The 23,333-nt window shown below is 46.1% G+C and carries 24 protein-coding genes and 1 pseudogene; 15 read left to right on the forward strand and 10 right to left on the reverse strand.

The genetic code is table 11. From position 1 onward, the window contains the following. Positions 1–37: 37 nt before the first annotated feature. Positions 38–289 carry a hypothetical protein gene (locus NIE88_RS07255; protein WP_253060657.1) on the forward strand — a complete coding sequence of 84 codons (252 nt, stop codon included), beginning with the start codon at positions 38–40 and terminating at the stop codon, positions 287–289. A 68-nt stretch (positions 290–357) separates the two neighbouring features. On the opposite strand, the gene NIE88_RS07260 is transcribed toward NIE88_RS07255, so the two are convergent. Both NIE88_RS07260 and NIE88_RS07265 read right to left on the reverse strand, forming a co-directional pair. Next, entirely contained in the window at positions 358–939 is a 582-nt protein-coding gene (locus NIE88_RS07260; protein WP_373689413.1) for a L,D-transpeptidase, read from the reverse strand. Between the two features lie 126 nt (positions 940–1,065). Then, positions 1,066–1,896: a lipoate--protein ligase family protein gene (locus NIE88_RS07265; protein ID WP_253060658.1), complete on the reverse strand. Its 831-nt coding sequence runs from the start codon at positions 1,894–1,896 to the stop codon at positions 1,066–1,068. A gap of 163 nt (positions 1,897–2,059) precedes the next feature. On the opposite strand from NIE88_RS07265, the gene NIE88_RS07270 reads away from it, so the two are divergent. The 6 genes from NIE88_RS07270 (at position 2,060) to NIE88_RS22375 (ending at position 7,075) form a co-directional block, all read left to right on the forward strand. Then, positions 2,060–2,779 (forward strand): HD domain-containing protein, encoded by a 720-nt coding sequence (locus tag NIE88_RS07270; protein WP_253060659.1) that lies wholly within the window; start codon positions 2,060–2,062, stop codon positions 2,777–2,779. Between the two features lie 238 nt (positions 2,780–3,017). Further along, the gene (locus NIE88_RS07275; RefSeq protein WP_253060660.1) at positions 3,018–3,884 is read left to right on the forward strand and encodes a queuosine precursor transporter; all 867 of its coding nucleotides are present in this window, start codon (positions 3,018–3,020) and stop codon (positions 3,882–3,884) included. A gap of 12 nt (positions 3,885–3,896) precedes the next feature. Beyond that, a complete protein-coding gene (gene queF / locus NIE88_RS07280) occupies positions 3,897–4,385 on the forward strand; it encodes a preQ(1) synthase (protein WP_253060661.1) in 489 nt (162 codons plus the stop codon). Between the two features lie 30 nt (positions 4,386–4,415). Next, entirely contained in the window at positions 4,416–5,108 is a 693-nt protein-coding gene (gene queC, locus NIE88_RS07285; RefSeq protein ID WP_253060662.1) for a 7-cyano-7-deazaguanine synthase QueC, read from the forward strand. Positions 5,109–5,998: 890 nt separating this feature from the next. After that, positions 5,999–6,790, forward strand: coding sequence for a GNAT family N-acetyltransferase (locus tag NIE88_RS07290; protein WP_253060663.1), 792 nt, complete (start codon positions 5,999–6,001; stop codon positions 6,788–6,790). 162 nt (positions 6,791–6,952) lie between these two features. Further along, positions 6,953–7,075, forward strand: coding sequence for a hypothetical protein (locus tag NIE88_RS22375; protein WP_290446350.1), 123 nt, complete (start codon positions 6,953–6,955; stop codon positions 7,073–7,075). A gap of 7 nt (positions 7,076–7,082) precedes the next feature. On the opposite strand, the pseudogene NIE88_RS07295 reads toward NIE88_RS22375, so the two are convergent. Then, positions 7,083–7,601, reverse strand: a pseudogene (locus NIE88_RS07295) (ATP-binding cassette domain-containing protein); the annotation flags it as partial. A 225-nt stretch (positions 7,602–7,826) separates the two neighbouring features. Here NIE88_RS07295 and NIE88_RS07300 point away from each other — a divergent pair. Both NIE88_RS07300 and NIE88_RS07305 read left to right on the forward strand, forming a co-directional pair. Beyond that, positions 7,827–8,837 (forward strand): NAD(P)/FAD-dependent oxidoreductase, encoded by a 1,011-nt coding sequence (locus NIE88_RS07300; protein WP_253060664.1) that lies wholly within the window; start codon positions 7,827–7,829, stop codon positions 8,835–8,837. Positions 8,838–9,570: 733 nt separating this feature from the next. Then, positions 9,571–11,547: a beta-glucoside-specific PTS transporter subunit IIABC gene (locus NIE88_RS07305; RefSeq protein WP_253060665.1), complete on the forward strand. Its 1,977-nt coding sequence runs from the start codon at positions 9,571–9,573 to the stop codon at positions 11,545–11,547. 57 nt (positions 11,548–11,604) lie between these two features. Here the strand turns inward: NIE88_RS07305 and NIE88_RS07310 are convergent, their stop codons facing one another. The 3 genes from NIE88_RS07310 to ilvD all read right to left on the reverse strand — a co-directional run bounded on the left by NIE88_RS07310 (position 11,605) and on the right by ilvD (position 15,733). Then, positions 11,605–12,576: a bile acid:sodium symporter family protein gene (locus tag NIE88_RS07310; protein WP_253060666.1), complete on the reverse strand. Its 972-nt coding sequence runs from the start codon at positions 12,574–12,576 to the stop codon at positions 11,605–11,607. Positions 12,577–12,896: 320 nt separating this feature from the next. Further along, on the reverse strand, positions 12,897–13,877 hold the full coding sequence (locus tag NIE88_RS07315) for a bile acid:sodium symporter family protein (RefSeq protein WP_253060667.1): 981 nt from the start codon (positions 13,875–13,877) through the stop codon (positions 12,897–12,899). 119 nt (positions 13,878–13,996) lie between these two features. Further along, complete coding sequence (ilvD, locus tag NIE88_RS07320; RefSeq protein WP_253060668.1) at positions 13,997–15,733, reverse strand: dihydroxy-acid dehydratase; 1,737 nt, start codon at positions 15,731–15,733, stop codon at positions 13,997–13,999. A 588-nt stretch (positions 15,734–16,321) separates the two neighbouring features. On the opposite strand from ilvD, the gene NIE88_RS07325 reads away from it, so the two are divergent. The 5 genes from NIE88_RS07325 (at position 16,322) to NIE88_RS07345 (ending at position 19,684) form a co-directional block, all read left to right on the forward strand. Further along, positions 16,322–16,540: a hypothetical protein gene (locus NIE88_RS07325; protein WP_253060669.1), complete on the forward strand. Its 219-nt coding sequence runs from the start codon at positions 16,322–16,324 to the stop codon at positions 16,538–16,540. Next, entirely contained in the window at positions 16,537–16,893 is a 357-nt protein-coding gene (locus NIE88_RS07330) for a DUF6198 family protein (RefSeq protein ID WP_253060670.1), read from the forward strand. Before NIE88_RS07325 ends, NIE88_RS07330 begins: the two co-directional genes overlap by 4 nt. Further along, positions 16,883–17,674, forward strand: a complete 792-nt coding sequence (locus NIE88_RS07335; RefSeq protein ID WP_253060671.1) for a PHP domain-containing protein — start codon at positions 16,883–16,885, stop codon at positions 17,672–17,674. The genes NIE88_RS07330 and NIE88_RS07335 overlap by 11 nt, the downstream gene beginning before the upstream one ends. Positions 17,675–17,801: 127 nt before the next feature. Further along, the gene (locus NIE88_RS07340; RefSeq protein ID WP_253060672.1) at positions 17,802–19,094 is read left to right on the forward strand and encodes an HD domain-containing protein; all 1,293 of its coding nucleotides are present in this window, start codon (positions 17,802–17,804) and stop codon (positions 19,092–19,094) included. Between the two features lie 68 nt (positions 19,095–19,162). After that, positions 19,163–19,684, forward strand: coding sequence for a YwgA family protein (locus tag NIE88_RS07345; protein WP_253060673.1), 522 nt, complete (start codon positions 19,163–19,165; stop codon positions 19,682–19,684). Between the two features lie 474 nt (positions 19,685–20,158). On the opposite strand, the gene NIE88_RS07350 is transcribed toward NIE88_RS07345, so the two are convergent. The 3 genes from NIE88_RS07350 to NIE88_RS07360 all read right to left on the reverse strand — a co-directional run bounded on the left by NIE88_RS07350 (position 20,159) and on the right by NIE88_RS07360 (position 22,046). Then, positions 20,159–20,386, reverse strand: coding sequence for a YdbC family protein (locus NIE88_RS07350; RefSeq protein ID WP_253060674.1), 228 nt, complete (start codon positions 20,384–20,386; stop codon positions 20,159–20,161). A 44-nt stretch (positions 20,387–20,430) separates the two neighbouring features. Then, positions 20,431–20,661, reverse strand: coding sequence for a hypothetical protein (locus NIE88_RS07355; RefSeq protein ID WP_253060675.1), 231 nt, complete (start codon positions 20,659–20,661; stop codon positions 20,431–20,433). Positions 20,662–20,852: 191 nt separating this feature from the next. Then, entirely contained in the window at positions 20,853–22,046 is a 1,194-nt protein-coding gene (locus NIE88_RS07360) for a glutathione synthase (RefSeq protein ID WP_253060676.1), read from the reverse strand. Between the two features lie 251 nt (positions 22,047–22,297). On the opposite strand from NIE88_RS07360, the gene NIE88_RS07365 reads away from it, so the two are divergent. Then, on the forward strand, positions 22,298–22,828 hold the full coding sequence (locus tag NIE88_RS07365) for a YwhD family protein (RefSeq protein WP_253060677.1): 531 nt from the start codon (positions 22,298–22,300) through the stop codon (positions 22,826–22,828). Between the two features lie 12 nt (positions 22,829–22,840). Here the strand turns inward: NIE88_RS07365 and NIE88_RS07370 are convergent, their stop codons facing one another. After that, the gene (locus NIE88_RS07370) at positions 22,841–23,308 is read right to left on the reverse strand and encodes a DMT family transporter (protein WP_253060719.1); all 468 of its coding nucleotides are present in this window, start codon (positions 23,306–23,308) and stop codon (positions 22,841–22,843) included. Between the last annotated feature and the right edge of the window lie 25 nt (positions 23,309–23,333).

Here is a 23,333-nt window from a genome sequence, read left to right on the forward strand (position 1 = left end):
GAAAGGCTTGCGAAAGATTCAAGGAGGAGAACGAATCATGAAGAATATCTTTTCTTTTAAAGTCTATGCTGCCGCATTTCGCGTTAAGCAAATGATTCGATTTTACAAACACTGTGAAAAAATGGGACAGGATGTATACATTTACGGAAAAAATCAAGTGAAGCAAATACACAAGATGTCTGATTGGTTGAGCGCATTGATTGAAAATTTATCGCTTGGCGAGGAATGCTTGGTTGTTGTGGAAGGCAGCAGAGCCAATCAGCTGAGAAACTCCTTTTCAATGGCATAAATGGGTAATAATAAAATAAAAAATAAGCAGTCGGCTCCGTTTTGAGCTTCGGCTGCTTATTTTTATGTTCAACTGTGAATGACCACTTTTGTATTGTACGGAATATGCTCATAAATCCATTTTGAGTCGGGGACAGTCAGGTGGATGCATCCGTGTGAATCTTTTTCGCCTAATTTCTCGGCATCCGCAGTCAGTATCTGTTTGTTTTGATCCATCGGCACGCTGTGAAACAAGAATTCACCGTGATTTTTCCATGAAACCCAATACTTTGCGCCTTCCTTGTACTTTGGTGAATAGAACCATTTGCCGCGCTCGGCTTGAATATAGTACGTCCCCGTCGGTGTTGTCGTATCCGGATCTGTATCTTTTCCGGTTGACGCAATCATCGTATACAAAGTTTTCGTGCCTTTTTTTATATATACTTTCTGATCTTTTATCGAAACATCAATCCAAATCGGTTCGTTTTTTGTCAGAACGGGATAGCTTCCGCCTGATGGCTTGTCCCAATCAACCGGGATCGCTTCTTGCTTGGATGACTGGTTTTTTTCTGCCTGTTCTGAATTGCCAGCATGTACTTTATCTGCAAGATCCGATACGCTGTTTGCCTGAAAGGAGGGCATATAGGAAGTTAAGGTCAATGACAGAAACAGAGCGGCAATGATACCACATCCCTTAATCAGCACGTTCCTCATCACCCTCTTTCTCCTTTAATCGTGTTGTTTGTTGTGCTGATAATAGGTTTCGAACGCCGTAATCCTCATGCTGGGGCAATTGGTTTAATTTGTACCGAGGATTTTTTCATTTCTTTGAATCATGCGATCATAGTATTGTCCAAAATAGCGAACTTCTTCACCTGAAAGCGAATCGGATGAGCGAATCGGCGCAATCGATCGCAAGGTTCGAAGACACAGCTGCGTGATTTCCGCTGATGTGCATGCTTTCCCTGTTAGCTCTTCGAGGGATGCCATCACGTTCGGATCGATGTCCGGATAAGAAAAACGTGTCGTTTCTTGTTTCAATCCGTGCAGGTAAAAGTCGCGAATCAGGCGCGCACGATCGGATCCGCTGCCTGAGACGCAGAGATAGATTTGCACGGCAACCCCTTGTTTCACGCGGCGCTGCGACATGCCGGCAAATTTTTTCCCGGCAGCGCTGAGATCGTATCTCCCGGGGCAGTAGGATCGGGTGATCTCTCCGCTTTCGAACGAGACGCCGATTGGTGAAAGTACTTTGCGGATGAAATCGACCATTGCTTGAAACGCATCATCTATAGAAAGCGAGCGACCTTTTTCGGAAAAGATCAGTGAAAGATTAAGGACGCCCTCATCAAGAACGACAGCAAGACCTCCGGAATTACGTACGATATAGGTGAATCCGTGGTCGCGCAGAACGGTTAATCCATCCTGAAAGTGCGGGAGTTTTGTGTCCTGAATGCCAAGCATCACGGTTTGATGATGTACCCACAGTCTGGCTGTACATGGCGATTCACCCGTACCCACCGCTTGGCAAATCGCATCATCAATAGCAAATGATTGCCTGCCGTCGAACCCTTGGCCAAGGGTTGACTGATCGATCACACGCCAGAGTGGCTGGTCAATGAGTGACACAGGGAAGACCTCCTTCGGTTAATGCCGTATCTATCGTCTATTATCTATTATAACAGGCATTATGTGAATCATAGATCAAGAAGTGTCGTCAATCATTGAGAACAAATTATGATGAAGATTTATTTTGTAAGATATAATAAAAAAAGAAAAGAGGATGGATGCGATGGATCTTGTTGCGCGCACGGCGAATTATGTTCAAGAGAAATTTTATGGAGAAAGCAGTGGGCATGACTGGTGGCATATTCACCGTGTTTATGAGACGAGCATGCAGATTGTGGCAGGCGAGGCGATCATGAGCATTAAAGAAGATGTCGTCGCGCTCGCAGCACTTTTGCACGACATCGCTGATTGGAAATTCAACGGCGGTAACGATGAGGCAGGTCCACGCGCAGCAGCAGAGTGGCTCGGCTCGCAAAATACTGATGTTTCCGTCATTGAAGATGTATGTACCATTATTCGTGAGCTATCGTTCAAGAGTGCCGGGGTCCGGACACCAATGACGAGTTTAGAAGGAGAGATTGTACAAGATGCCGACCGGTTGGACGCGATTGGCGCGGTCGGAATAGCCAGGGCGTTCGCCTATGGCGGCTATAAAAGGAGAGCACTGTTTGATCCTAATGTTTCGCCGGCAGTGCATCAAACTGCTGATCAATATAAAACGCAGCAGTCGCCAACAATAAATCATTTCTATGAAAAACTGCTGCTCCTGCACGATCGTATGAACACAGAAACGGGAAAACAACTTGCGGAGCAGCGTCATCTTTTTATGCTTAGCTTTCTGAATCGTTTTTTTGAGGAATCTCATGAAATGGATTCTAGGCATGCCCATCTGCTTCAACAGATCATTAAAAACGGAAGGAATGCAGGTGAGCAGGGGGATTAATCAGAATAGGATCACGTGGTGACGTGCATAAGAAGCGTAGCTGGCACCGTTTTACTTGCAGCAGCGCTGTCATGCAAGAACGGAGTTTTTCGACTTGACGGGCAGCCGGTCATATCAAGCAGGTCAACAATTTCGTATGCTGTTGTTGCTCGCAACGCAAAGAATGGGAGCTCGCAGATTTTGACGAATCGAGCGAAGCACATGTTTGACAGGAACAAAACCTAGTTTGTGAGAAGTGTTGCTGCATAGACGGAATGATTCAATTAACCTGATCGGTTTCCGCTTTTTCAGCAAGATTCGTCCGGAGTACGCAAAAAAGATGCTTTGTCTTCTTGTCAATCCGGCAAAGCCAATCTATAATCAAGAAGTTGCAAGCTTGGCAGAGTTCGAGACCCTCCTCTGCCGTACCAAAAAAACTACGGGAGTGATCGAAGTGAATCATCAGCAATTGAAAGTAAACATCCCTTTCAAACTTATTTTTTTATCGATGGTCTTTATGACCTGCCTCATTGCCGCAAATTTAGTCGCATCGAAGCTTTTTTCCATCGGCGGCTATTCCATGACGTCGGGCATCATCATCTATCCACTCACTTTTCTTGTATTAGACAGTATTACAGAATGCTGGGGCAAACCGGTCGCTCAGAAAATCGTTTGGATCGGTCTGCTTGCAAATGTTTTGTTTACCCTGCTTCTCCAGGCGGCGATTCATTTACCTGCCGCGCCTTTTTGGAAGGGGCAGGAGGCTTTTGCCGGAACACTTGGCGCAATGCCACGCATTGTTGCAGCCTCACTTTGTGGGTACAGCCTATCCCAAACGCTCGATATTGCTTTGTTTGTCGGACTGAAGAAGCGGACAAAGGGAAAGATGCTCTGGCTGCGGAGTCTGTTAAGTACAGCAATCAGCCAGCTTGCTGATTCAACCGTATTCATGTTTGTCGGATTTGCCGGCACTCTGCCTATTACAGCGATTCTGACAACAATCGGCACTGAATATGTGCTTAAATTTTCCTACGCGGTCATTGGTGTCCCGGTGATCTATTTAATTGTGCACTGGATTCGCATGCGGGAAAGCGCTCGGGTAAGCACGATACTAAATCAAGACTGAGAGGTGTTTGTGATGAGTGATCGAAAAAATGAAGGATTAACCCTGCTTGAGAATAAAGGGGCCACCTACACGTTCGACTATAATCCCAGGCTGCTGGAGGCTTTTCAAAATCAGCACCCGGAGCGTGACTATTTTGTTAAATTTAACTTTCCTGAGTTCACGAGCCTTTGTCCAATCACCCATCAGCCCGATTTCGCGACATTGCATATCAGCTATGTTCCTGCACAACGGATGGTTGAGAGCAAATCGCTTAAGCTTTATTTATTCAGCTTTCGTAATCATGGTGATTTTCACGAGGATTGTGTCAATAATATCGCCGATGATCTGATTCGGCTCATGGATCCGAAATACTTAGAGATCTGGGGAAAATTCCTGCCTCGCGGCGGCATCAGCATTGATCCGTACGTTAATTACGGCAAAAAAGGGACGCGTTGGGAGCAGGTCGCTTTTGACAGACTGAGCAAGCATGATCTGTATCCGGAACGCATTGATAATCGCTAAGAAAAGCACAATATGGAGGAGCGATTAGTTGTGAAAAAAGCAGTTATTGTACTCAGTGGAGGGCTCGACAGCACAACCTGTATGAGCATTGCCAAAAGCGAGGGCTATGAACTCTGCCCGATCACATTCTGCTATGGGCAGCGTCATCAGCGTGAAGTCGAGCAGGCGAAGAAAATTGCTGCTTTCTACGAAGTTGCGCAGCATCGCATTGTAGATCTCGATTTTTTCAGGCAGCTCGGCGGTAGTGCTTTGACCGATACTTCCATCCATGTTCCTGATGACGGAACTGAAAAGGGGATACCGGTGACCTATGTTCCCGCACGGAATATGATTTTCCTCTCGCTTGCGACGGCGTATGCCGAGGTCATCGGTGCAGAAACGATTTTTACCGGTGTATCCTCGGTTGACTACAGTGGTTATCCGGATTGCCGCCCTGAATTTATCCAGAGTATGAATCAGACGATTAATTTGGCGACAAAAACCGGTGTCAGTGCGCGCCATTTGACGATCAAAACACCATTGATGCATCTGACCAAGGCAGAAACCGTTCGCTTAGGCGTGGAGCTCGGTGCCCCCTACCGGCTGACGACCTCTTGCTATAATGGTGGCGAGAAAGCATGCGGGGTATGCGACAGCTGTCGCTTGCGAATCAAAGGCTTTAAAGAAACAGGATTGATTGATCCGATTCCGTATCAAATTGCGATTGACTGGACGAATGAATAAAGCATAAAAGACGAAGAGCAGAAGCAGATTCTGCTCTTTTATTGCAAGAAAAGAAAGTTTTGGTTATGCCTGGTACGATAATAAGTTATAAGATTCGTAGGCGATCAGGTTAAGCGTCAAATCTGATAAATAGACGAAAAAATTCCGCTTATTGAATCGAAAAACGTGAAAACGAAGAGTTTTTCTTTGTATAAGCGAAAAAATTCTCCTTATTTACCCGCGAAAGAAGCGCCATAACGCATATAAGCGGAAAATCTCCGCTTATTTACTCTCGCCAGATTTAATTAAGAGACCGATAGGACGAACCATTCTTTTTTCAAGAACCCCTCGTCTGGATGCGTGACGCTGAACCGTAAGGCGCGGGTATTACGAAATGTACAATTGTGAGTATCCATAATCTTTTCACTTGTTTTTTTATTGGCATACCCTTTATGCAAAGTCGGAAGACCCGCAGATACGAGCGTGTCTGAAGAGGTTCACGGTGCGACTGCGGCAAGCGAGCAGCTGAAGGTCTGTTCAAGACAATGTTGCTGATTCAAAACCACATTTGAGTAAAGGAACTTTTACTAAATACGCATATGTCTGTCTGTATGCAACGAGAAAGCTACCGCATCCTGCGGAAGTAAGAACAGGGCTGTGCACGGGATCTTCCTAATGAGCAGATCTGCCCGTACCGAAATGATGTGTGCCAATCATAAAAATGTGGCGCATAAATGTGCGGCCTGTCACAACCATTTATTCGTAAATCAATTAAAATATTAGACAAATCATTGTCCGGGCAATGCGTTCGGATGTGTGCATAAATGTAATCATTGACATAATGATGCAGTCCTTGGAATCGTGCTGTATTTTTAATACAGAAAACCGAAAATAGAGGGGGGCTCGCGCGTATGATTCGACAGCTCACGGAGAAAGACAGAGATCAAGTCTTAACATTTGCCGGCGGGCGGCCGGCAGAAAACTTATTTATACTTGGAGATATTGAGGCCTTCGGTATAGAAGGTGATGCGATCACTTTGTGGGGAGATTTTAATGAACAGGGAGAACTGCTAAGTATTTTACTTCGTTATTTAGGCAATTTCATTCCCTATGCGCGCGATCCTAAGCTGCTTGACGGCAGGGGCTGGGCGAAAGTGATCGTGGAGAGCAGCCAAGTGAAGCATTTGTCCGGGCTGCAGCATTTAGTGGAAAAAGTTATTGCGCATATCGATCTGCCGGTTTTGAATAAACAATTGTGCCACTATGCGAAGCGGGATCCCCTGCTTTCTATTGATAAGACGCTCATTCGCAAAGACGTGAAGATGCTTTTTCCTGAAGAGGCAGGGAAAATCGTTGCACTTCGAAAATCAATATTTACTAATTATTCCGATACTTCATCAACAATTCAGAAGAATATGGACAAAGGTATTTCACGAACTTATTATATTGAAAGAAATAATGAGCCGGTCAGCAGCGTCTCGACGGTTGCCGAGACAGCGGGTGCAGCGATGATCGTCGGCGTCTGTACGAAAAAGGAGTACGAGCATCAAGGTTTTGCCACGAGCTGTCTGAGTAAAACAATCCGAGCACTTAGTGCGGAGCATAAACAGCCCTGTCTGTTTTACGACAACCCGGCGGCAGGACGGATTTATAAAAAGGTTGGCTTTATGCCGATTGAAAAATGGATGATTGTCAGCTATTGATTCATAGGTACTGTTAAAGCTGCTTGGCAACCTGCCGGCAGTTTTTTTGTTTAGGAAACGATAAAATATCGACTTGTGGATAATCTTCATTAAACGATCCTAAAGGTTTTTATATCCATGCTGAGCGGAAAATGAAAGATGCTGAAGGAGATGCGAAATAGATTGGCCGATATTCAGTTCGGCCGGAGATTGCCGAATACCGCATTGAAAAAGGATAAAGAGGCTGAAATTGAATACCCGTTCTGCTTCGGCGCAATGAAACGCGCGAGACAAAGTCCCAAGTAATTTGCCTTTACTTGGGACCTGATGAGGTCGCGTTAACGTCTTTAGCAGCCCTTGAATGTGTTGTGTCTACATAATCCAAAAACAGATCTTCCAGATCTTTGCCCCGATGCATTTGCATCAGTTGTTTGAGTGCACCTTGATATAGGAGCGCGCCCTTAGTAATAATGCCGATATCATCGACAATCTGCGCAACTTCTGAAAGGATATGGCTGGATATAATGACCGTAATCTCTCCATCAGTAAACGAATGGATAAGTTGGCGCATTTCACGAATACCAATTGGATCCAACCCGTTTGTCGGTTCGTCCAGAATCAGCAGCCTCGGCTGGTTTAACAAGGCAATAGCGATACCAAGCCGTTGCTTCATGCCAAGCGAATAGTTGGAGGCCCGTTTCCGTGGGCTCACATCACTTGGTCCAACCGTTTCAAGTACTTTAGCAATTCTGCTTTTCGGCAGTCCAAGAAGACGCTGATACACCTCAAGATTTTCCCTGCCTGTCAGATGCCCATATAGTGCCGGACTTTCGTTCTTGCAGTGCTGAGCACAGGTGGGAAAAAATCTGAATATAGTTGTAATTGATAATGAATATCGTTATCATATAAAATAACGATAGAGTAATGATTAGAAACGCATCTTAATAGTATTGTTTACCGGTTTTCTATTTATTCCTGGCAACATAAGCAGAGTATGCTGTTCTGATATGGAGAGCAAGCTGCGGCGTCTGGCATCACTAAATAAAGGAGTTTATCAATGATCGATTTATATGACGTAACCATAATCGGCGGGGGACCGGCCGGTCTCTATACGGCCTTCTACAGCGGTATGCGGGCACTCAAGACAAAACTTATTGAAGCGAGAAATGATTTGGGTGGCGTGGTCACACATTTTTATCCTGAAAAAACAATTTATGATCTCGGGGGTATTCCCGGAATTAAAGGGGAAGCATTAATCGACCAGCTTCAAACGCAAGCGGAAACGTTCCAGCCGAAAATCATTAAAAATCAGGCCATTGCAGACATGGAGCGGCGGGCAGATGGCACGTTTAAGTTAATCAGTACAAACGGCGATCTGCATTATACGCGCAGAATCATTTTGGCAGTTGGAAGCGGCACGTTTGAAGTGAACAGGCTTCAATTAGAGGAAGCTCGCGAATATGAAGGAACCAGTCTGTTTTATGCGGTGCGCCGTATACAGCAATTTTCTGGAAAAAATGTCGTTATCTCCGGAGGAGGCAACGGGGCACTTGACTGGGCAGCGGAACTCGCACCACTATGCAAACGTGTAACCGTTGTGTATCGTGGTGAAAGGTTCACACATGCGCTTGAGCATAATCTTGAGCGAATGAATCAATACGGGGTTCAAGTGAACTATGCAAGCGAAGTAACGGGACTCTCCGGTGAGAACGGTCAATTACGGAATGTAACGGTTCGTGATGCGGGAGATCACCTGCAACAGATCAAGGCGGATGCACTGATTGTAAACCACGGTTTTCAATGCGGTCTCGGTGCGCTTGAACAGTGGGGCATGGCACTTGAAACGGAAACTAATGGAATTCTGGTTGATCAGCGAATGGAGACCTCGATTAAAGGCATCTTTGCGATCGGCAATGCTGCCTCTTATCCGCAGAAGCTATACTTAATCGCCGCAGGATTTGTGGAAGGGCCAATAGCAGTCAACAGTGTGAAGCATGACCTGGACCCTGATGCGCCTTCTCAGGCGATGGTCAGCACTCACCACCATTTTTTCACTGAAATGATCTAAATGAATCATATTGACCAATCATCGGGAGACCGGTGATTTTTTTCTTAAATGAAGTAAGAAAGAATAAACATTCAGATCAAAGAGAGGAACTTCAACGGACGGTGTCCACTTCCTATCACTGCACTCTGCATGCGGTACCTAAATACCTGTGGTTTATGACAATAAAGTTGTTTCCTGAAGAGGCGTTTGCCGCGATAAAAGATAGACGGTGAAGTATGGAATTAACGACAATGCGAGTTAAAGCTAATGTCACAAAAGTGAACGTTAATACCTAGAAACAACGGTGCAAAAGTAAAAGCGAACCTCCAAAATGTCAAAGCGATTTCTTATAAGTTAAAACAAAAATTTGAAAGGTTTCCAAATGTGGGGGCTTTTCCCTTTTCTCGTAAACCTTTTACTAGAATTTATTAACTGTATCATTTGCGTTGCCACTGTTCTGCTCAGAACTTACCAATGGATAATTTTTTCAATGTATTAAACTGCTGTTTGTTGAAAAATAGAACGAATAGAAATTATTTTTCATGAAAATTAATTTGACACGAAAGCGTTTTTATTTTACACTGAATTCGCTCAATTGTTTACACCGAATAACATTTTGTGCACAATAAATTCTTAATTCATGAACTTCTATTTAAGCAAAAATGATATAAGCAAGTACTTTAAAAAAATTCACAATACGAGCGTATTTTTTATCGTCATTCATTAATGGAAACGGTTAATGGGAGGTTCCTAAATGGGAAAAAAGGATTACGGTCAATTAGCAAACGATATTGTCGCGAATGTCGGAGGCAGGGAGAATGTCAAGTCCTTGATCCATTGTGCGACACGGCTGCGTTTCAGGCTTAATGATCAGAACAAGGCTAATAAGGAAAACCTTGAAGCTTTGCCGAATGTACTGACCGCAGTCAGTGCCGGCGGTCAGTATCAGGTCGTTATCGGCGATGAAGTGGTGCCGGTTTATGAAGCGATCATGGATCAATACGGCTTTAGTGCGGTAGACAGTAAATCGTCCGCAGCTTCGTCCGAGGATGAAGAGGAGGCGAAATCGGAAAATTGGTTTGAACGCTTTGTTGCTGTCATTTCGGGTATTTTTACACCGTTTATTTCGGTGCTTGCGGGTGTGGGTGTATTGAAAGGCGTGGCGATACTCATTGCGACCTTTCATTGGCTCCCGGCGAATTCACCAATTTTTCTTATCATCAATACCTTAGCTAGTGGCGTGTTCACCTTGCTGCCGATTTTTATTGCCATTACGGCTGCGGATAAATTCAATACAAACCGATATATTGCCGTCGCGCTTGCTGCTGCGATGATTTATCCGCTCACTGACAGTCAAATTCCGAAGGTTGCTCATCTGTGGGGCTACGCCGTTGACTTTAAGACTTATGGAGGCGCGGTCATTCCGACCATTCTCGCGATTTGGCTGGAGAGTCATATTGAGCGCTGGTTTAAAAAGTATTTGCCTGCGGTAATGCAGCTTGTTTTCGTTCCTTTTCTGACGTTGATTGTTGCCGGATTGCTGACGTTTCTTGTCATCGGTCCGCTTGGCACGGCTCTGGGTACGGGACTTGCGTATGGTTATAAATTTTTATATGAACTAAGCCCGCTTATTGCCGGGGGTATTCTCGGCGCGACCTTCCAGATCTTTGTTATTTTCGGTTTGCATTGGGGCATTTTGCCTATATCAATGATCAATATTCAAACGTATGGTTATGATACGCTGCTGGCGGTCATGATGGTCGCTGTTGCCGGTCAATTCGGCGCAGTTGCTGCTTCGATCTTTAAAGCGAAAAAATTGAAGAACAAAGAAATTGCTATCTCGGCTGCGATCAGCGGATTCTTCGGAATCACCGAGCCGGCCATCTACGGCATTAACCTAAAGTATAAAAAAGGTTTTATTTTCGGACTTGTCGGCGGCGCGCTCGGTGGCGCCGTAGTCAGTGCGGCGGGTGTGAAATGCTTCAGCTATACGCCGATCATGAACGTCTTTGAAATGCCACTGTTCATTGGGAAAAATTCTAGTATTGTATGGGCATTTATTGGTTTCCTTGTCGCTTTACTCAGTTCGTTCCTTCTTGTACTCATTTTGGGATTTAACGAAAGCAATACAGAAAAATTGTTTGCAAAGGTGACTTCCGGGAAGAAAAGTCTGACCGAAAAGAAAACGGCGAAGCTTGGTTTGGCGGATCAGGAAGAGGCAGCGGTTGCGATTGATTCGGCTGAACCTGAGGTAGACACATCTGATCTAACCTTAGTGGATACGATCAACAGTCCGATCGAAGGCGATGCGGTGCCGCTTGCAAAGGTTGATGATCCGGTGTTCAGTTCCGGAGTGATGGGTTCAGGGGCCGGTGTGATTCCGAAAAAAGGAGTCTGCACATCCCCGGTCGACGGCGAAGTGACCGTGGCTTTTCCAACCGGACATGCTTATGGCATAAAGGCTAAGTCAGGTGCGGAACTTCTGATTCATATAGGGATTAATACGGTTGAACTTAAGGGAGAACATTTTACTCCGAAGGTTGAAGCCGGTGCGAAAGTGAAGAAAGGCGATGTTCTGGCAACCTTTGAACCGGATAAGATTAAAGAAGCCGGTTGTGATACAACGACAATGGTTCTTGTTACTAATACAAATGAGTACGAAGCGGTTGTTCCCGAAACAACAACGCCCGCCTCACCTGAAGCAGCATTGATTCGGATCTATAATAAATAATAAAAACAAACAAAGCCCGTGAACCGATTCGTTCACGGGCTTTGTTGCTGCTTGCGGTCAAGCCGGATCAGGCGTTTGTTCGGACTTTAGCGTCTCTTCTTTAGCCGTTTTTCCAGCCCAGTAAGAGGCGAGTATGGGTCCGGAGATGTTTTGCCAGACACTGAACAGAGTGCCAGGCACAGCTGCCGCCGGAGAAAAAAAGAGCAGAGCAAGTGAAAGACCGAGTGCGGAGTTCTGAGTAGAGACCTCAAAAGTGATCGCCCGGTTTTTTATAGGACTGACAGCGAACAGTTTGCCGGCAAGAAAGCCGAGCGCAGTGCCGAGCACATTAATCAGTACAACAACCGGGATCAGGATGAGCATTTCCGCCGCAAACAGGCGCGCGCTGTTTGCGGCTACGACACCGCCAATGATCAGCAGGATGGCTGATGTTGAGACAAGCGGGAGAGCGGCAGTTGCCTTGGCGATTCGTTTTCCCAGAAGTGCATTTGCGGCGAGACCGAGCCCAATCGGCAGCACGACAACTTCAAGTACATTGATAAAAAGTGAGAGAACGGGAATGCTCACCCAATGTCCGGCAAATATGAGCAGGAGAACAGGGAGCATTATTGGGGCGATAAATGTGGTCATCGTGCCGATAGAAACACCAAGCGCAACATCTCCCTTGGATAGGTAGCACATAACATTCGCAGCTGTTCCACTTGGACAGCAGCCGACGAGAATCACTCCGGCTGCGACTGCATCCGGAAGCTGAAAGAGCGCGCAAACGGCAAATGAGCAAACGGGCATGATCAGGTAGTGAGCGACGACACCGAGAGTTACTTCTTTCGGTGCTTTGAAAACACCTGCGAAGTCGGATCGTTTAAGGGTCATGCCCATCCCAAACATAACAACACCAAGTAAGTAAGGGACATAAGGAATGACCCATGCAGCGAGATTTGGCTGGAAATAGGCAATGGCGGCAGCGGCGAGAACAAACCATACAAATTGTGCGCTTACAAAGGCGCCCATTCTTGAGATTGTCTTCAAGGAACATACATCCCTTCTGTTTTCGTTTGTTTTTTGTCACTTAGCAGAGAACTTACCAGGAATTGCTTGTATCCCTTAATTTCGTTTCGGGTATTCCCGTCAATACTTAAAAAGTCCCCATGTGAACGGGGACTTTTTTCGAATCCCTCATTGCGGTGATTATCTGTCTGATATAGAAGGATCCGGTAAACCATTGAAAGAACAAATTTGGTCTTGAAAATATAGCATTTGCAATAAATAAAGTCAACGTAATTTAGCATATTCCGAAGCAGGCTGCGTTTATTCTTGTTAAGGCCGATTAAAGCATTTCAATAAAATGATTACTGCGTTGTGACCGCATCAGCTTCAGAGACAGCGTTTTTCTCAGCCTTCTGTTTTCCGGCCCAATAGGAAGCGAGCAGAGAGCCGGACATGTTGTGCCAGATACTGAACAGTGTTGCAGGTATGGCGGCGGCGGGCGAGAAGAACGCCATGGCCAGCGCGACACCGAGTGCCGAATTCTGCATGCCGACTTCGAACGTGATCGCCCGGCTTTTCGGATGACTCATTCCAAGCAGGCGGCTGAAGAAGAAGCCTAGTGCGTAGCCGAGCAGATTATGAAGGATGACAACAGGTATAATAATCAATGTGCTGGCGGTCAGCAAGTCGCCGTTTTTATTTGACGCGGCAACCACGCCGCCGGCGATCAGGATAATAGCGACCGTTGATACGAGCGGTAATGCTTCTGTTACCTTGTGCACCTTCTTGCCGAAGAAAGTATTTACAAGTACACCGAGAACAATCGGCACGATGACGATTTCCACAACGCTTACGAATAGCGAAGCGGTCGGGATCTTAACCCAGTGTCCCGCAAGCAGCCACAGCATGAAAGGGAGCATGACGGGCGCGATTAATGTGGATACGGCGCCAATCGAAACACCAAGCGCGACGTCCCCCTTCGCAAGAAAGCACATAACGTTTGACGCGGTTCCGCTCGGGCAGCAGCCGACAAGGATCACACCGACAGCGATTGCGGGCGGCAGACGGAATGCAAAACAAAGCGCGAAGGCAATGAGCGGCATGATTAAGTAGTGCGCGCAGACGCCGATGATGACATCCTTTGGACGCTTGAATACGGCGGCAAAGTCGGATTTTTTCAGAGTCATGCCCATTCCGAACATGATGATGCCGAGCAGATAGTTGACGTACGGGAGTACCCATGTGATGACACTTGGCTGAAAATAACTGATCGCGGCGGCGGCCAGTACGAATAGTGAAAAATATTTACCTAAAAATTGTCCTGTAGCGACAATAGCCTTCATTATTTAAACATCCTTTCTGTTTTCGATTATCCTTTTTCTTATCTCTTTTTATGTCAGCAGACAATCAAAGTACTGCTCATGATTCTGTGTCACTATCTATTTAAACCCCCAAATTGTTGTTATTGGCGCACCGGATCTTTGTCTTCTGTACCGGTTTGTTCGCCGGCGGACGTCCACGCTTCGGGCAAACGCATGACGCCGCCGGTATGCGCTGAGGTAACCAGTGCGGCATAACGGGAAAGGTAACCGGAACGAACCTTTGGAACGAATGGCTTTAGTTCTTTACGGCGCTCAGCCAGTTCTTCGTCGGTCACGGCAAGATGTACTGTGCGTTTGACCAGATCAATTGTGATCGTATCGCCATCTTTAACGAGGGCGATCGGACCGCCGGAAGCAGCTTCCGGAGATACATGTCCGACGGAAATACCGCGCGTCGCACCGGAAAAACGTCCGTCGGTAAGCAGAGCGACATCCTTTCCAAGCCCGCGACCGACAATCGAGGATGTCGGCGCCAGCATTTCCGGCATGCCCGGGCCGCCTTTTGGACCTTCATAGCGAATGACGACAACATGACCTTTGCGCACGGTGTGATTGTCAATTGCTTCGACCGCCTCATCATGCGAGTTAAAGCAAATTGCTTTGCCTGTGAACGTTTTTACGGAAGGATCAACCCCTCCCGCTTTAATGGCAGAGCCTTTTGGCGCGATGTTGCCAAAGAGAATGGAGAGACCACCTGTTTTGCTGTAGGCATGATCCAGCGGATGAATCACATTCGGATTTTTAATTTCTGCATTTGCAACATTTTCGTGAATCGTTTTGCCGGTAACGGTGATTCGTTCAGGATGTACGACATTGCCGATATCAACAAGTGTTTTGATAATTGCCGACATACCGCCCGCGTCGTGGACATCTTTCATCGAATAAGAGGAACTTGGCGCGATTTTTGCCAGATAGGGCACTTTTTCAGCAACTTTATTGATGCGATTCAGGTCATAGTCGATACCGGCTTCTGAGGCGATGGCCAGCATGTGGAGAACGGTGTTGGTTGATCCGCCCATAGCCATATCAAGGGCAAAGGCGTCGTCAATGGCTTCCGGGGTGATGATGTCACGCGGACGAACATTGTTTTTTACAAGGTCCATTAATCGAACCGCGGATTCTCGGATCAGGTCGCGGCGCTCTTCCGAAGTCGCTAAAGTGGTTCCGTTTCCAGGCAGGGCGACACCAATCATTTCCATTAGGCAGTTCATCGAATTTGCGGTAAACATACCGGCGCAGGATCCGCAGGTCGGACAGGCCGTTTTTTCCAGATCAAGAAATTGTTCTTTGGTCATTTGGCCTTCTTTAAAGGCACCCACTCCTTCGAAAACGGAGGACAGTGTCAATGCCTTGCCTGTAGCGGATAATCCAGCCTCCATTGGTCCGCCGGAACAGAATATTGCAGGGACATTCGTGCGGACAGCCGCCAGCAGCATCCCGGGCGTGATTTTGTCACAGTTCGGAATGTAAAACACACCGTCAAACCAGTGGGCATTGATCATCGTTTCCGCCGCGTCCGCAATTAACTCGCGGCTTGGGAGTGAGTAACGCATGCCGATATGCCCCATCGCGATGCCGTCATCGACGCCAATAGTATTAAATTCGAATGGGATTCCGCCTGCTTCTCGTATCGCTTTTTTTGCTACATCGGCGAGTTCGCGAAGATGGACATGTCCGGGAACAATATCCACATAGGAATTACATACCGCAATAAAAGGTTTGTGCATATCCTCTTCGTTTCTTACGACGCCTGTTGCCCGGAGCAGACTCCTTGCCGGAGCACGATCCACGCCTTTCTTGATCTCATCACTTCTCAATCTCTCTCATCCTTTCTGTTTTTTAAAACTGTGGAACTAAAAAACTCCCATTCAAGATGAATGGGAGTTTTGTCCGACTCCCACCTACGCCAAGGAGGACCCGGACAATCGATTGAATTTTCAACGATTGCCAAGGCCCTAGCTAATAATCAAGACTCGTAGGTGGGATAGGAATGACATAATGATCAACCTCTTAAGATAATTAAGAAATTTTGTAAGACAAAATATAACACTCGTAGAGAGATCCGTCAACATGATTTTTATTAAAATGGTCTTTAAATGTGCTGAGAACCCGGATATACAGCTGTAAAAGGTCGTTGGCGGGCGATAGGAAAGGCCTTTTTTGCTTGCGATTTGTGTCTCAGGGCGAATTTATGCACACATTGATTGTTTCAGAGACTAATTAATTTTATACTGTAGAGAATGGTAATGAAGGGAAGCAGAATGAAATGTCGACTTGGAATGGCACAATGTAAGGGGAGCTTTTTTGAAACCGTGGTTGATCTGGCTAAACTGTTCATCGGCCTTTTTTGATCGCGCTTGGCATAGTTTGCACCATTAACGCGAATTTGGGCTTGCAGCCATGGAATGTACTGCAATCAAGGCCTTTCAAGAACATTGCCGATTACCATTGAATCGGCCAATATTCTGGTAGCTTTATGCATTGTCATCCTGAACAGAATGTTTGGTGAGAAGATCGGGATCGGCACGTTGGCGAATATGCTTCTTGTCAGCCTGTTTATGGACTTGTTGCTTCTAAATCATCTTGTTCCGAAGTGCACCAATTCGATGCACAGCTACTTATGATTCTCGCAGGCTTGATCATTTTCAGCTTCGGAACCTATCTGTACATCAGCGCGAGGTTTGGCGCCGGTCCCAGGGATGGGCTTATGGTGGTGCCCGCGCGCAAGACCGGGCAATTGGTTCGTACGGTGAACGAAGGCGCGGCATTCGTGTTTGGCTGGCTTTTAGGAGGATCCGTCGGGATTGGAACAGTGATTATGTTGCTGCTGATCGGTGTTTTTGCTCAATCAGTTTTCAAGCTTTGCCGTTTTGATGTGAAAGTGGTTCGTCATGTCTATCTGGATCGGCAAATGGTCGCCAGAATTTTGACTAAAAGTAAATCGCAAAATGGAGGAAATGATCGACATGGCCTTTGATACACATAACCATACCCATTTTTCTTTTGATGCGGACATGGACATTCAAGAAGCGCTTCGGAAAGCGGCGCAATACCAATTGAATTTGATTCTTACGGAACACTACGACTTGAACGAGCGTCAGGACGACGGTACTCCAGTTGATTTTGAGATTAGTCAATACTTTGACACTTATTCTTCTTATCGAGGCGAGCATCTTCTGCTTGGCATTGAGCTTGGTTTGGACAACCGTCCCGATTATATCGCGCGCAATCGCGCGATCGTCGAAGCTCATCCGTTTGACATGGTGATCGGTTCCATACATAATCTGCAGGACTTCGACTTGTATACGGATCTTGCGAAGAACTTTTTAAGCAAACAGGATTTCTTCACGCAGTATTTGATCTATGCAGAACACACGATCCATCGCAACCCATACATTGACACATTTGCTCATATTGATTACCCGTGCCGCTATCTGGATTATGCCGACAATGTGCTTCGCTACGAAGACTTTCCGCTTTTAATTGACAATTTTCTCAGCACGCTGATTGAGAACACGATTTGTCTTGAAATCAATCTGCGCCTGATTGACCAGAGCGGTTTTCGCGAGGGTCTCGAAAGCATTGTCCGACGCTACCGTGAACTAGGCGGCTGCTATGTGACGATCGGCGGAGACAACCATTCTCCGGACACTATTGGCATCAAGTATCCGCTTGGCGCAGCCATGGCCAAAGCGTATGATCTGACCCCCGTTTATTTTAAAAACAGGAAACGAATGGTGGACGAACCGATGCATTGATCATACAGTTTCTCAGCAAACCTCTGTTTTCATTTTCTGCTCAATCAAGTTATAATGATCGCAGTACATCGTGGCTGACCGGGACGGGGATCCTGTCTGCACGAGCTGCAAATAGGACGTGATCGTGTTGGCCCGCTCATTTCAGAAATTGAATGAAGAAAAGGTGTTCAAGGACCCGGTGCACCGTTATATCCATGTCCGTGACCGATTGATTTGGGATCTGATCGGAACACCGGAATTTCAGCGGTTAAGGCGAATTCGGCAGCTTGGTACGACGTTTCTGACGTTTCACGGGGCAGAGCACAGCCGGTTCGGTCATTCACTGGGCGTTTATGAAATTGCAAGGCGTGTCATCGATATTTTTAAATACAGAAATCATTGGGATGATTCAGAGACAATGATCGCTCTTTGTGCAGCGCTTCTTCATGATGTGGGCCATGGGCCTTTTTCCCATTCCTTTGAGAAAGTGTTCGGAACCAACCATGAAGAATACACGCAAAAAATCATTCTGGGCGATACGGAAATACATCGTCTGTTGGAAGAGCAGGGCGAAGGCTTTGCCGGGAAAGTCGCCGATGTGATTGGCAAAACGTATCCTAATCGGCTCGTTGTCAGTTTGATTTCCAGTCAGATTGATGCTGATCGTATGGATTATCTGCTTCGTGATGCCTATTTTACCGGTGTCAGCTACGGTCATTTTGACATGGAACGTATTTGGCGGGTGATGCGCACTCAGGATGACCAAATTGTTTTTAAACTGTCAGGGATGCATGCGGTCGAAGATTATATCATGAGTCGTTACCAGATGTATTGGCAGGTCTATTTCCATCCGGTAACGCGCAGTGCCGAAGTTATTCTCACACAAATTCTTCACCGAGCAAAAGTGCTTTTTCATGAAGGATTTCGTTTCAAATATGCGCCGTTTCCATTGATCAAGATCTTTAAAGGGGAAATGGCGCTCAAAGACTATTTGAAACTGGACGAGTCTGTGATCCTCTATTTTTTCCAGGCTTGGCAGGAGGAAAAGGACCCGATTCTGAGCGACTTATGCTGCCGTTTTATGAACCGCCGCTTGTTTAAGTATGTGGAATTTACACCTTCATTGATCGAATCAAAAGATCAGCTTGCGGGAGCATTTCGGGATGCGGGAATTGATCCGGATTACTATTTGGAGGTCGATTCTTCGTCAAATTCGCCTTACGATCTCTATCGGCCGGGAGAGGAAGGGGAACGGCAGCCGATTCAGCTGCTTATGCCGGACGGGACACTTCATGAACTCTCTCAAGAATCTGATGTGGTCGGATCGATTACCGGCATGCGGCGTACCGACGTCAAATTATACTATCCAAAGGATCGGGTGTTTGAGCTTTCAGAGCACGCGTCATGCAGAGAACAGATACAGAAAATTTTAGGAATCTAAGAAACAGCACAACAGAAGGGACATGGGTTAAGAAAAAAGAGATCATGTTACATGGGGGAAAATGAAACATGTTGGAAGACCACGCGAAAATTGCTGCATTAATTAATCAAACCGGTGGAATTTCCGGGCGTAAGAAACTTCAAAAGGCGGTCTATATCTTTCAGAGGCTGGGCTATCCTTTTGAGCAGATTTTTCATTTTCACTTCAATGGGCCTTATTCAGAAGAACTGTCGATCCAGCTTGAGGAATTATGTGATTTCGGATTTTTAATTGAAGATCGTGAAGACCATAATGAGGAGGAAGAGACGTGCTACTATCGGATCTCGGAAGCCGGTCAAGGCTTCTTGACTCATTATAAAAATGTATTGCCGACTGCGTGCAGACTTACGCAGCAGATCATGAACCAAAATGCCTTGTTTCTTGAATCGGTTGCGATCCTGCTTTATTTTGATCATCTGCCTCGCATCAAAGCAGTCGAAAAAGCAAGGACATTAAATAAAGAGACGGTGGGGGACAATCTGGAGCATGCGCTTGCCTTTATTGATAAAATTCGCTTGCTCCAATCCATTGAGCTGTCGATCTCGCAATAAGAGATAAAAGAATAGGTGAATACAGGCGGACGGTTTTTGCCAGCAAGTAAAGAGTTTATCGTTTTGACTTGCTGGTACGATAATTAGCGCCAAAAGATTCGGTTGGGTGATCAGGTAAGCGCCCAATCTGATAAATAGACGGAAAAACCCGCTTAATTAGAAAATGAATTGAATAAATCGTTTGAATAAACGGAGAAATTCTGCTTACCGAATCGAAAAACGTGAAAATACTGGATTTCGCTTTGCATAAGCGGAAAATTCACCCTTATTTACCTGCGAAACAAGCGCCATGATGCAGATAACCGGAAAATTTCCGTTTACCTTATAAGGGGCAACGCGAAAACCATCACGTCCTGCAAAAGTAAGGGTTGAGCGTTTTTTGCTTAGCTTTTCTTATATGAACGTGCAGGGACAAAAGAATGGCGATTAAACACAGGCGGACGGCTCTTTGCCATCCGCCTGTCCGATTCCTGTTTAATTTAGTTCGTCAAGCTGATTCAAGAGCTGCTTGAGTGCCTTAAGATCGTCCACACTCAGCGTGATGCCCTTACCCATTTTTTCTCCGTCTGGAGCCCAATCGCGCAAGTCATATTTTGGAGCGCGTCCGTTCCAACTGATGATGTTCAGCTGTTTCGACCACCCACTTGAGGATTCGGTCAATTTTCCGATTTTCTTAATTAGTTCAAACTGGATGTTGCTCATAATCCTTTCCTCCTAAACGCATGATGGCTTGTCAGAGCGATGTATTACAAAAGGACAAAATGCTCATGAAACCAAGAGCCGCCGCTTAGAAGTTCGTTACTGTCGGCGATAATATGCGGCTCACCCTCTTCGTCCTGTGTGATCAGATGGCCTTCGTTGTCCTGCTCTGCCATGTAAAAGTTATTTACCTTAAAAAGAAGCCGCGTTTCAAAAAAATCAATGGGTACTTCAACTGTCTCTCCATACACGCTTTTGATGCATCTCACCAAGATCATGCTTTACGAATCCTCCAGAAAACAAACATAGCTGTGCCCGATAAGCGATCAGGCCTACTGCGCAACCGTTAGATCTGAGAAGGCTTTTCCGCCATTCCGGGACATTCTTACAATTAGAATAAGGGTTGTATCCATATTTGGCAATGGCTTAGATTCGGGATTGTGCGTGAATGCGTCTCTGTGAATTATCCTCATGAACGTGAAGGATTCAAATACATATCCTTCATATTTCTGGCCCAGTTCATTGCCGCCGACGGATTGCTCGCATATTCAGAGCGAACGCGTGTTGCATAACTCAGTTGTTCATCATGCCAGCGTGCTTCCGCATCGCGAAGTGCTTCGTCATAAACCGGCAATAGGCTGTGTTCATTGATAAATGTTCGCAATGCGTGAAACATGGCGTTCATTTTGCTCACAAATTGATTGGAAACATGAACGAGTGCCGCTTCATTCGATAATGCCTCTGTATCTTTTTGATCGGCTCTGGTAAATGCAGCGTGTTCATGATGCGCACACCAGAGCAGATAAAGATGCATTAAGTAAAGATCGTTCGGATTAATTGCTGACTGATAGAGAGGATTGAGATCAGCAATCCGTAGTTCGACACGACTTGCGTCCGGACGCCTTGTGAGATCTTCAAAGCCTTCCCCTTTAATGCGAACGAACTGATAGAGTTCGCGGGGACTTTCAATCAGCCCTTTTTCGACAGCAGAGCGAAGCGATTGAATGTATGCCTCCGGACTCGAGTAGTCAGGATAAACTGGATCAATATTCTTGTAGCCGCGCGCGCTCAGTCTCACCGAACAATAACAGACAGATCCGATTTGTTCAGGACTTGCCGCAAGCAGATGAACAAGAAAATAACGATAGCGCAGTGCAGTGGCGACAAGATTGAGATAGAAACGGCTGCGTACGCTAGAATTTGCAAATAAATCCTCTGGAAAAGAGAAATTAAAATGAATGCCGCAATAAAGTTGTTTCTTGCGTCCGTATTTCTTTGAAAGATAGATCCGATAGTCTGTTTTATCTCTGCCTTCCAATCCGAAATCGGCGATCGGAATCTGTTCTTCAGGCGGAAGCTGGGAAGGGGGAGCGCTCAGTGGCCAAAGCAGCTCATCACCAATACCTGCATAGACCGTTTTGGTCAATCGTTCTTCGTGAGCGAGCATTTCCTTGATGGACGATGCAACAGGCGTGACTAATTCGATTTGGCTCTCTGAGAAATCGGTAGTGATTTCAGAATTGGTCAGCTTGCTGCCAAACACATGGGGATGCGGAGTCAGCGCAAGTGAACCGCTTTTATCGATTCTCAGGTTCTCGCGCTCCAAGCCGAACTTTCCGCAGGCTGTGAATTGAGCGATGGCGAATGGCTTTTTCATGCGCATAGTTTTCCCTCTCATTCTTTGAAAAAAAGTTGCTCTTTATTTGGTATACTACTTTTGAGTCTATAGGATGCGGCGTTGCGATTCAATCATTTCGATTGGTATCGATCCGTTTTGCGTCCAATGGTTTTATCCATACCATAAATAAATGCTTTATCAGTGAGAAAGGTGTCCGGTCAGTGTTTTGCTTAGTGAGCATTGAGGGCGCCCATATGATAAAATAACCTCAGTGAGATTAATCACATCTGGAAAGGGTGAATCATTTGGATATTTTTCATCAAGATGGAAAAAAATCAGGATTTAATATAATAAAAGGTGATTCGAAAAAGGGACACGGCGGTTTTGGCGCCGGGTTGATTAATTTGGACACGATGTCTCCGGTTATCGTTGACGTCGAAGCAGGTACTGCTCAAGTCGACATCGGTGCGCTTCATGCCCGCAGCGATATTGAGCGGAGAATACGTTTTTCAGCAAATAAAGAAGATCTTCAAGGCGGCGGAAAAAAGTATTGGCTCGTCTGGGTGAACACAGAGGTGACAAGGAACGGGCCGCGCTACTCAGGTGCCGCAGCGGCTGAAATGATGATTCACCGTGAAATCAAACGTGGGTATAAAATACTCGCCGACCATGTGAATAAAATGGATAAAGCGCTTAAAGGCAAGGTAGTTCTTGATGAAATGGATGACAAGTCAAAAAAAGTACTCCGTGACTTTTTGATCCGCGTTGCGCCGAAGCAATGGGAGCAGGCAAATCCTGAATTGAAAGCTCAACTTAATATTGAGTAACAGCCGATCCGCTCAAAAATGCTGAATCAGCAGAATCCCGACAATCATCAATAGGAGTCCGGCGGCGCGCGGTCCGTTCAGTCGATGCGCTGCGACACCGAACCAGCCGAAGTGGTCGACAATCATGGCGAGAATCATTTGTCCGCAGAGAACTGATACCACAGTTAATGCGGAGCCGAGCACGGGGAGCAGCAGAATATTGGATGTGACAAAGACGACGCCGAGCATGCCGCCGGTCCAGATCCATTTCGGTGCACGCGGGATCATCCCCAGATCTATTTTTATTTTGTGATCGACGAGCAGTGTGATCAGTGCCAGAACGCACGTGCCAACTGTGAATGAAATGAGTGAGGCAATAAATGGCGACTGAACGGCATAGCGGACCTGTGTATTGACCGACGTCTGAACAGGAGATGCCATTCCGGCAGCAATTCCCCATAGGAGGAATAAGCTGCCAAGCAAATAGTTTGTTTTCTTCATGCTGTCTCCATTATCTGATAAATGA

Origin of the sequence: Sporolactobacillus shoreicorticis (assembly GCF_024125445.1) — a bacterium.
GTDB lineage: Bacteria > Bacillota > Bacilli > Bacillales > Sporolactobacillaceae > Sporolactobacillus > Sporolactobacillus shoreicorticis.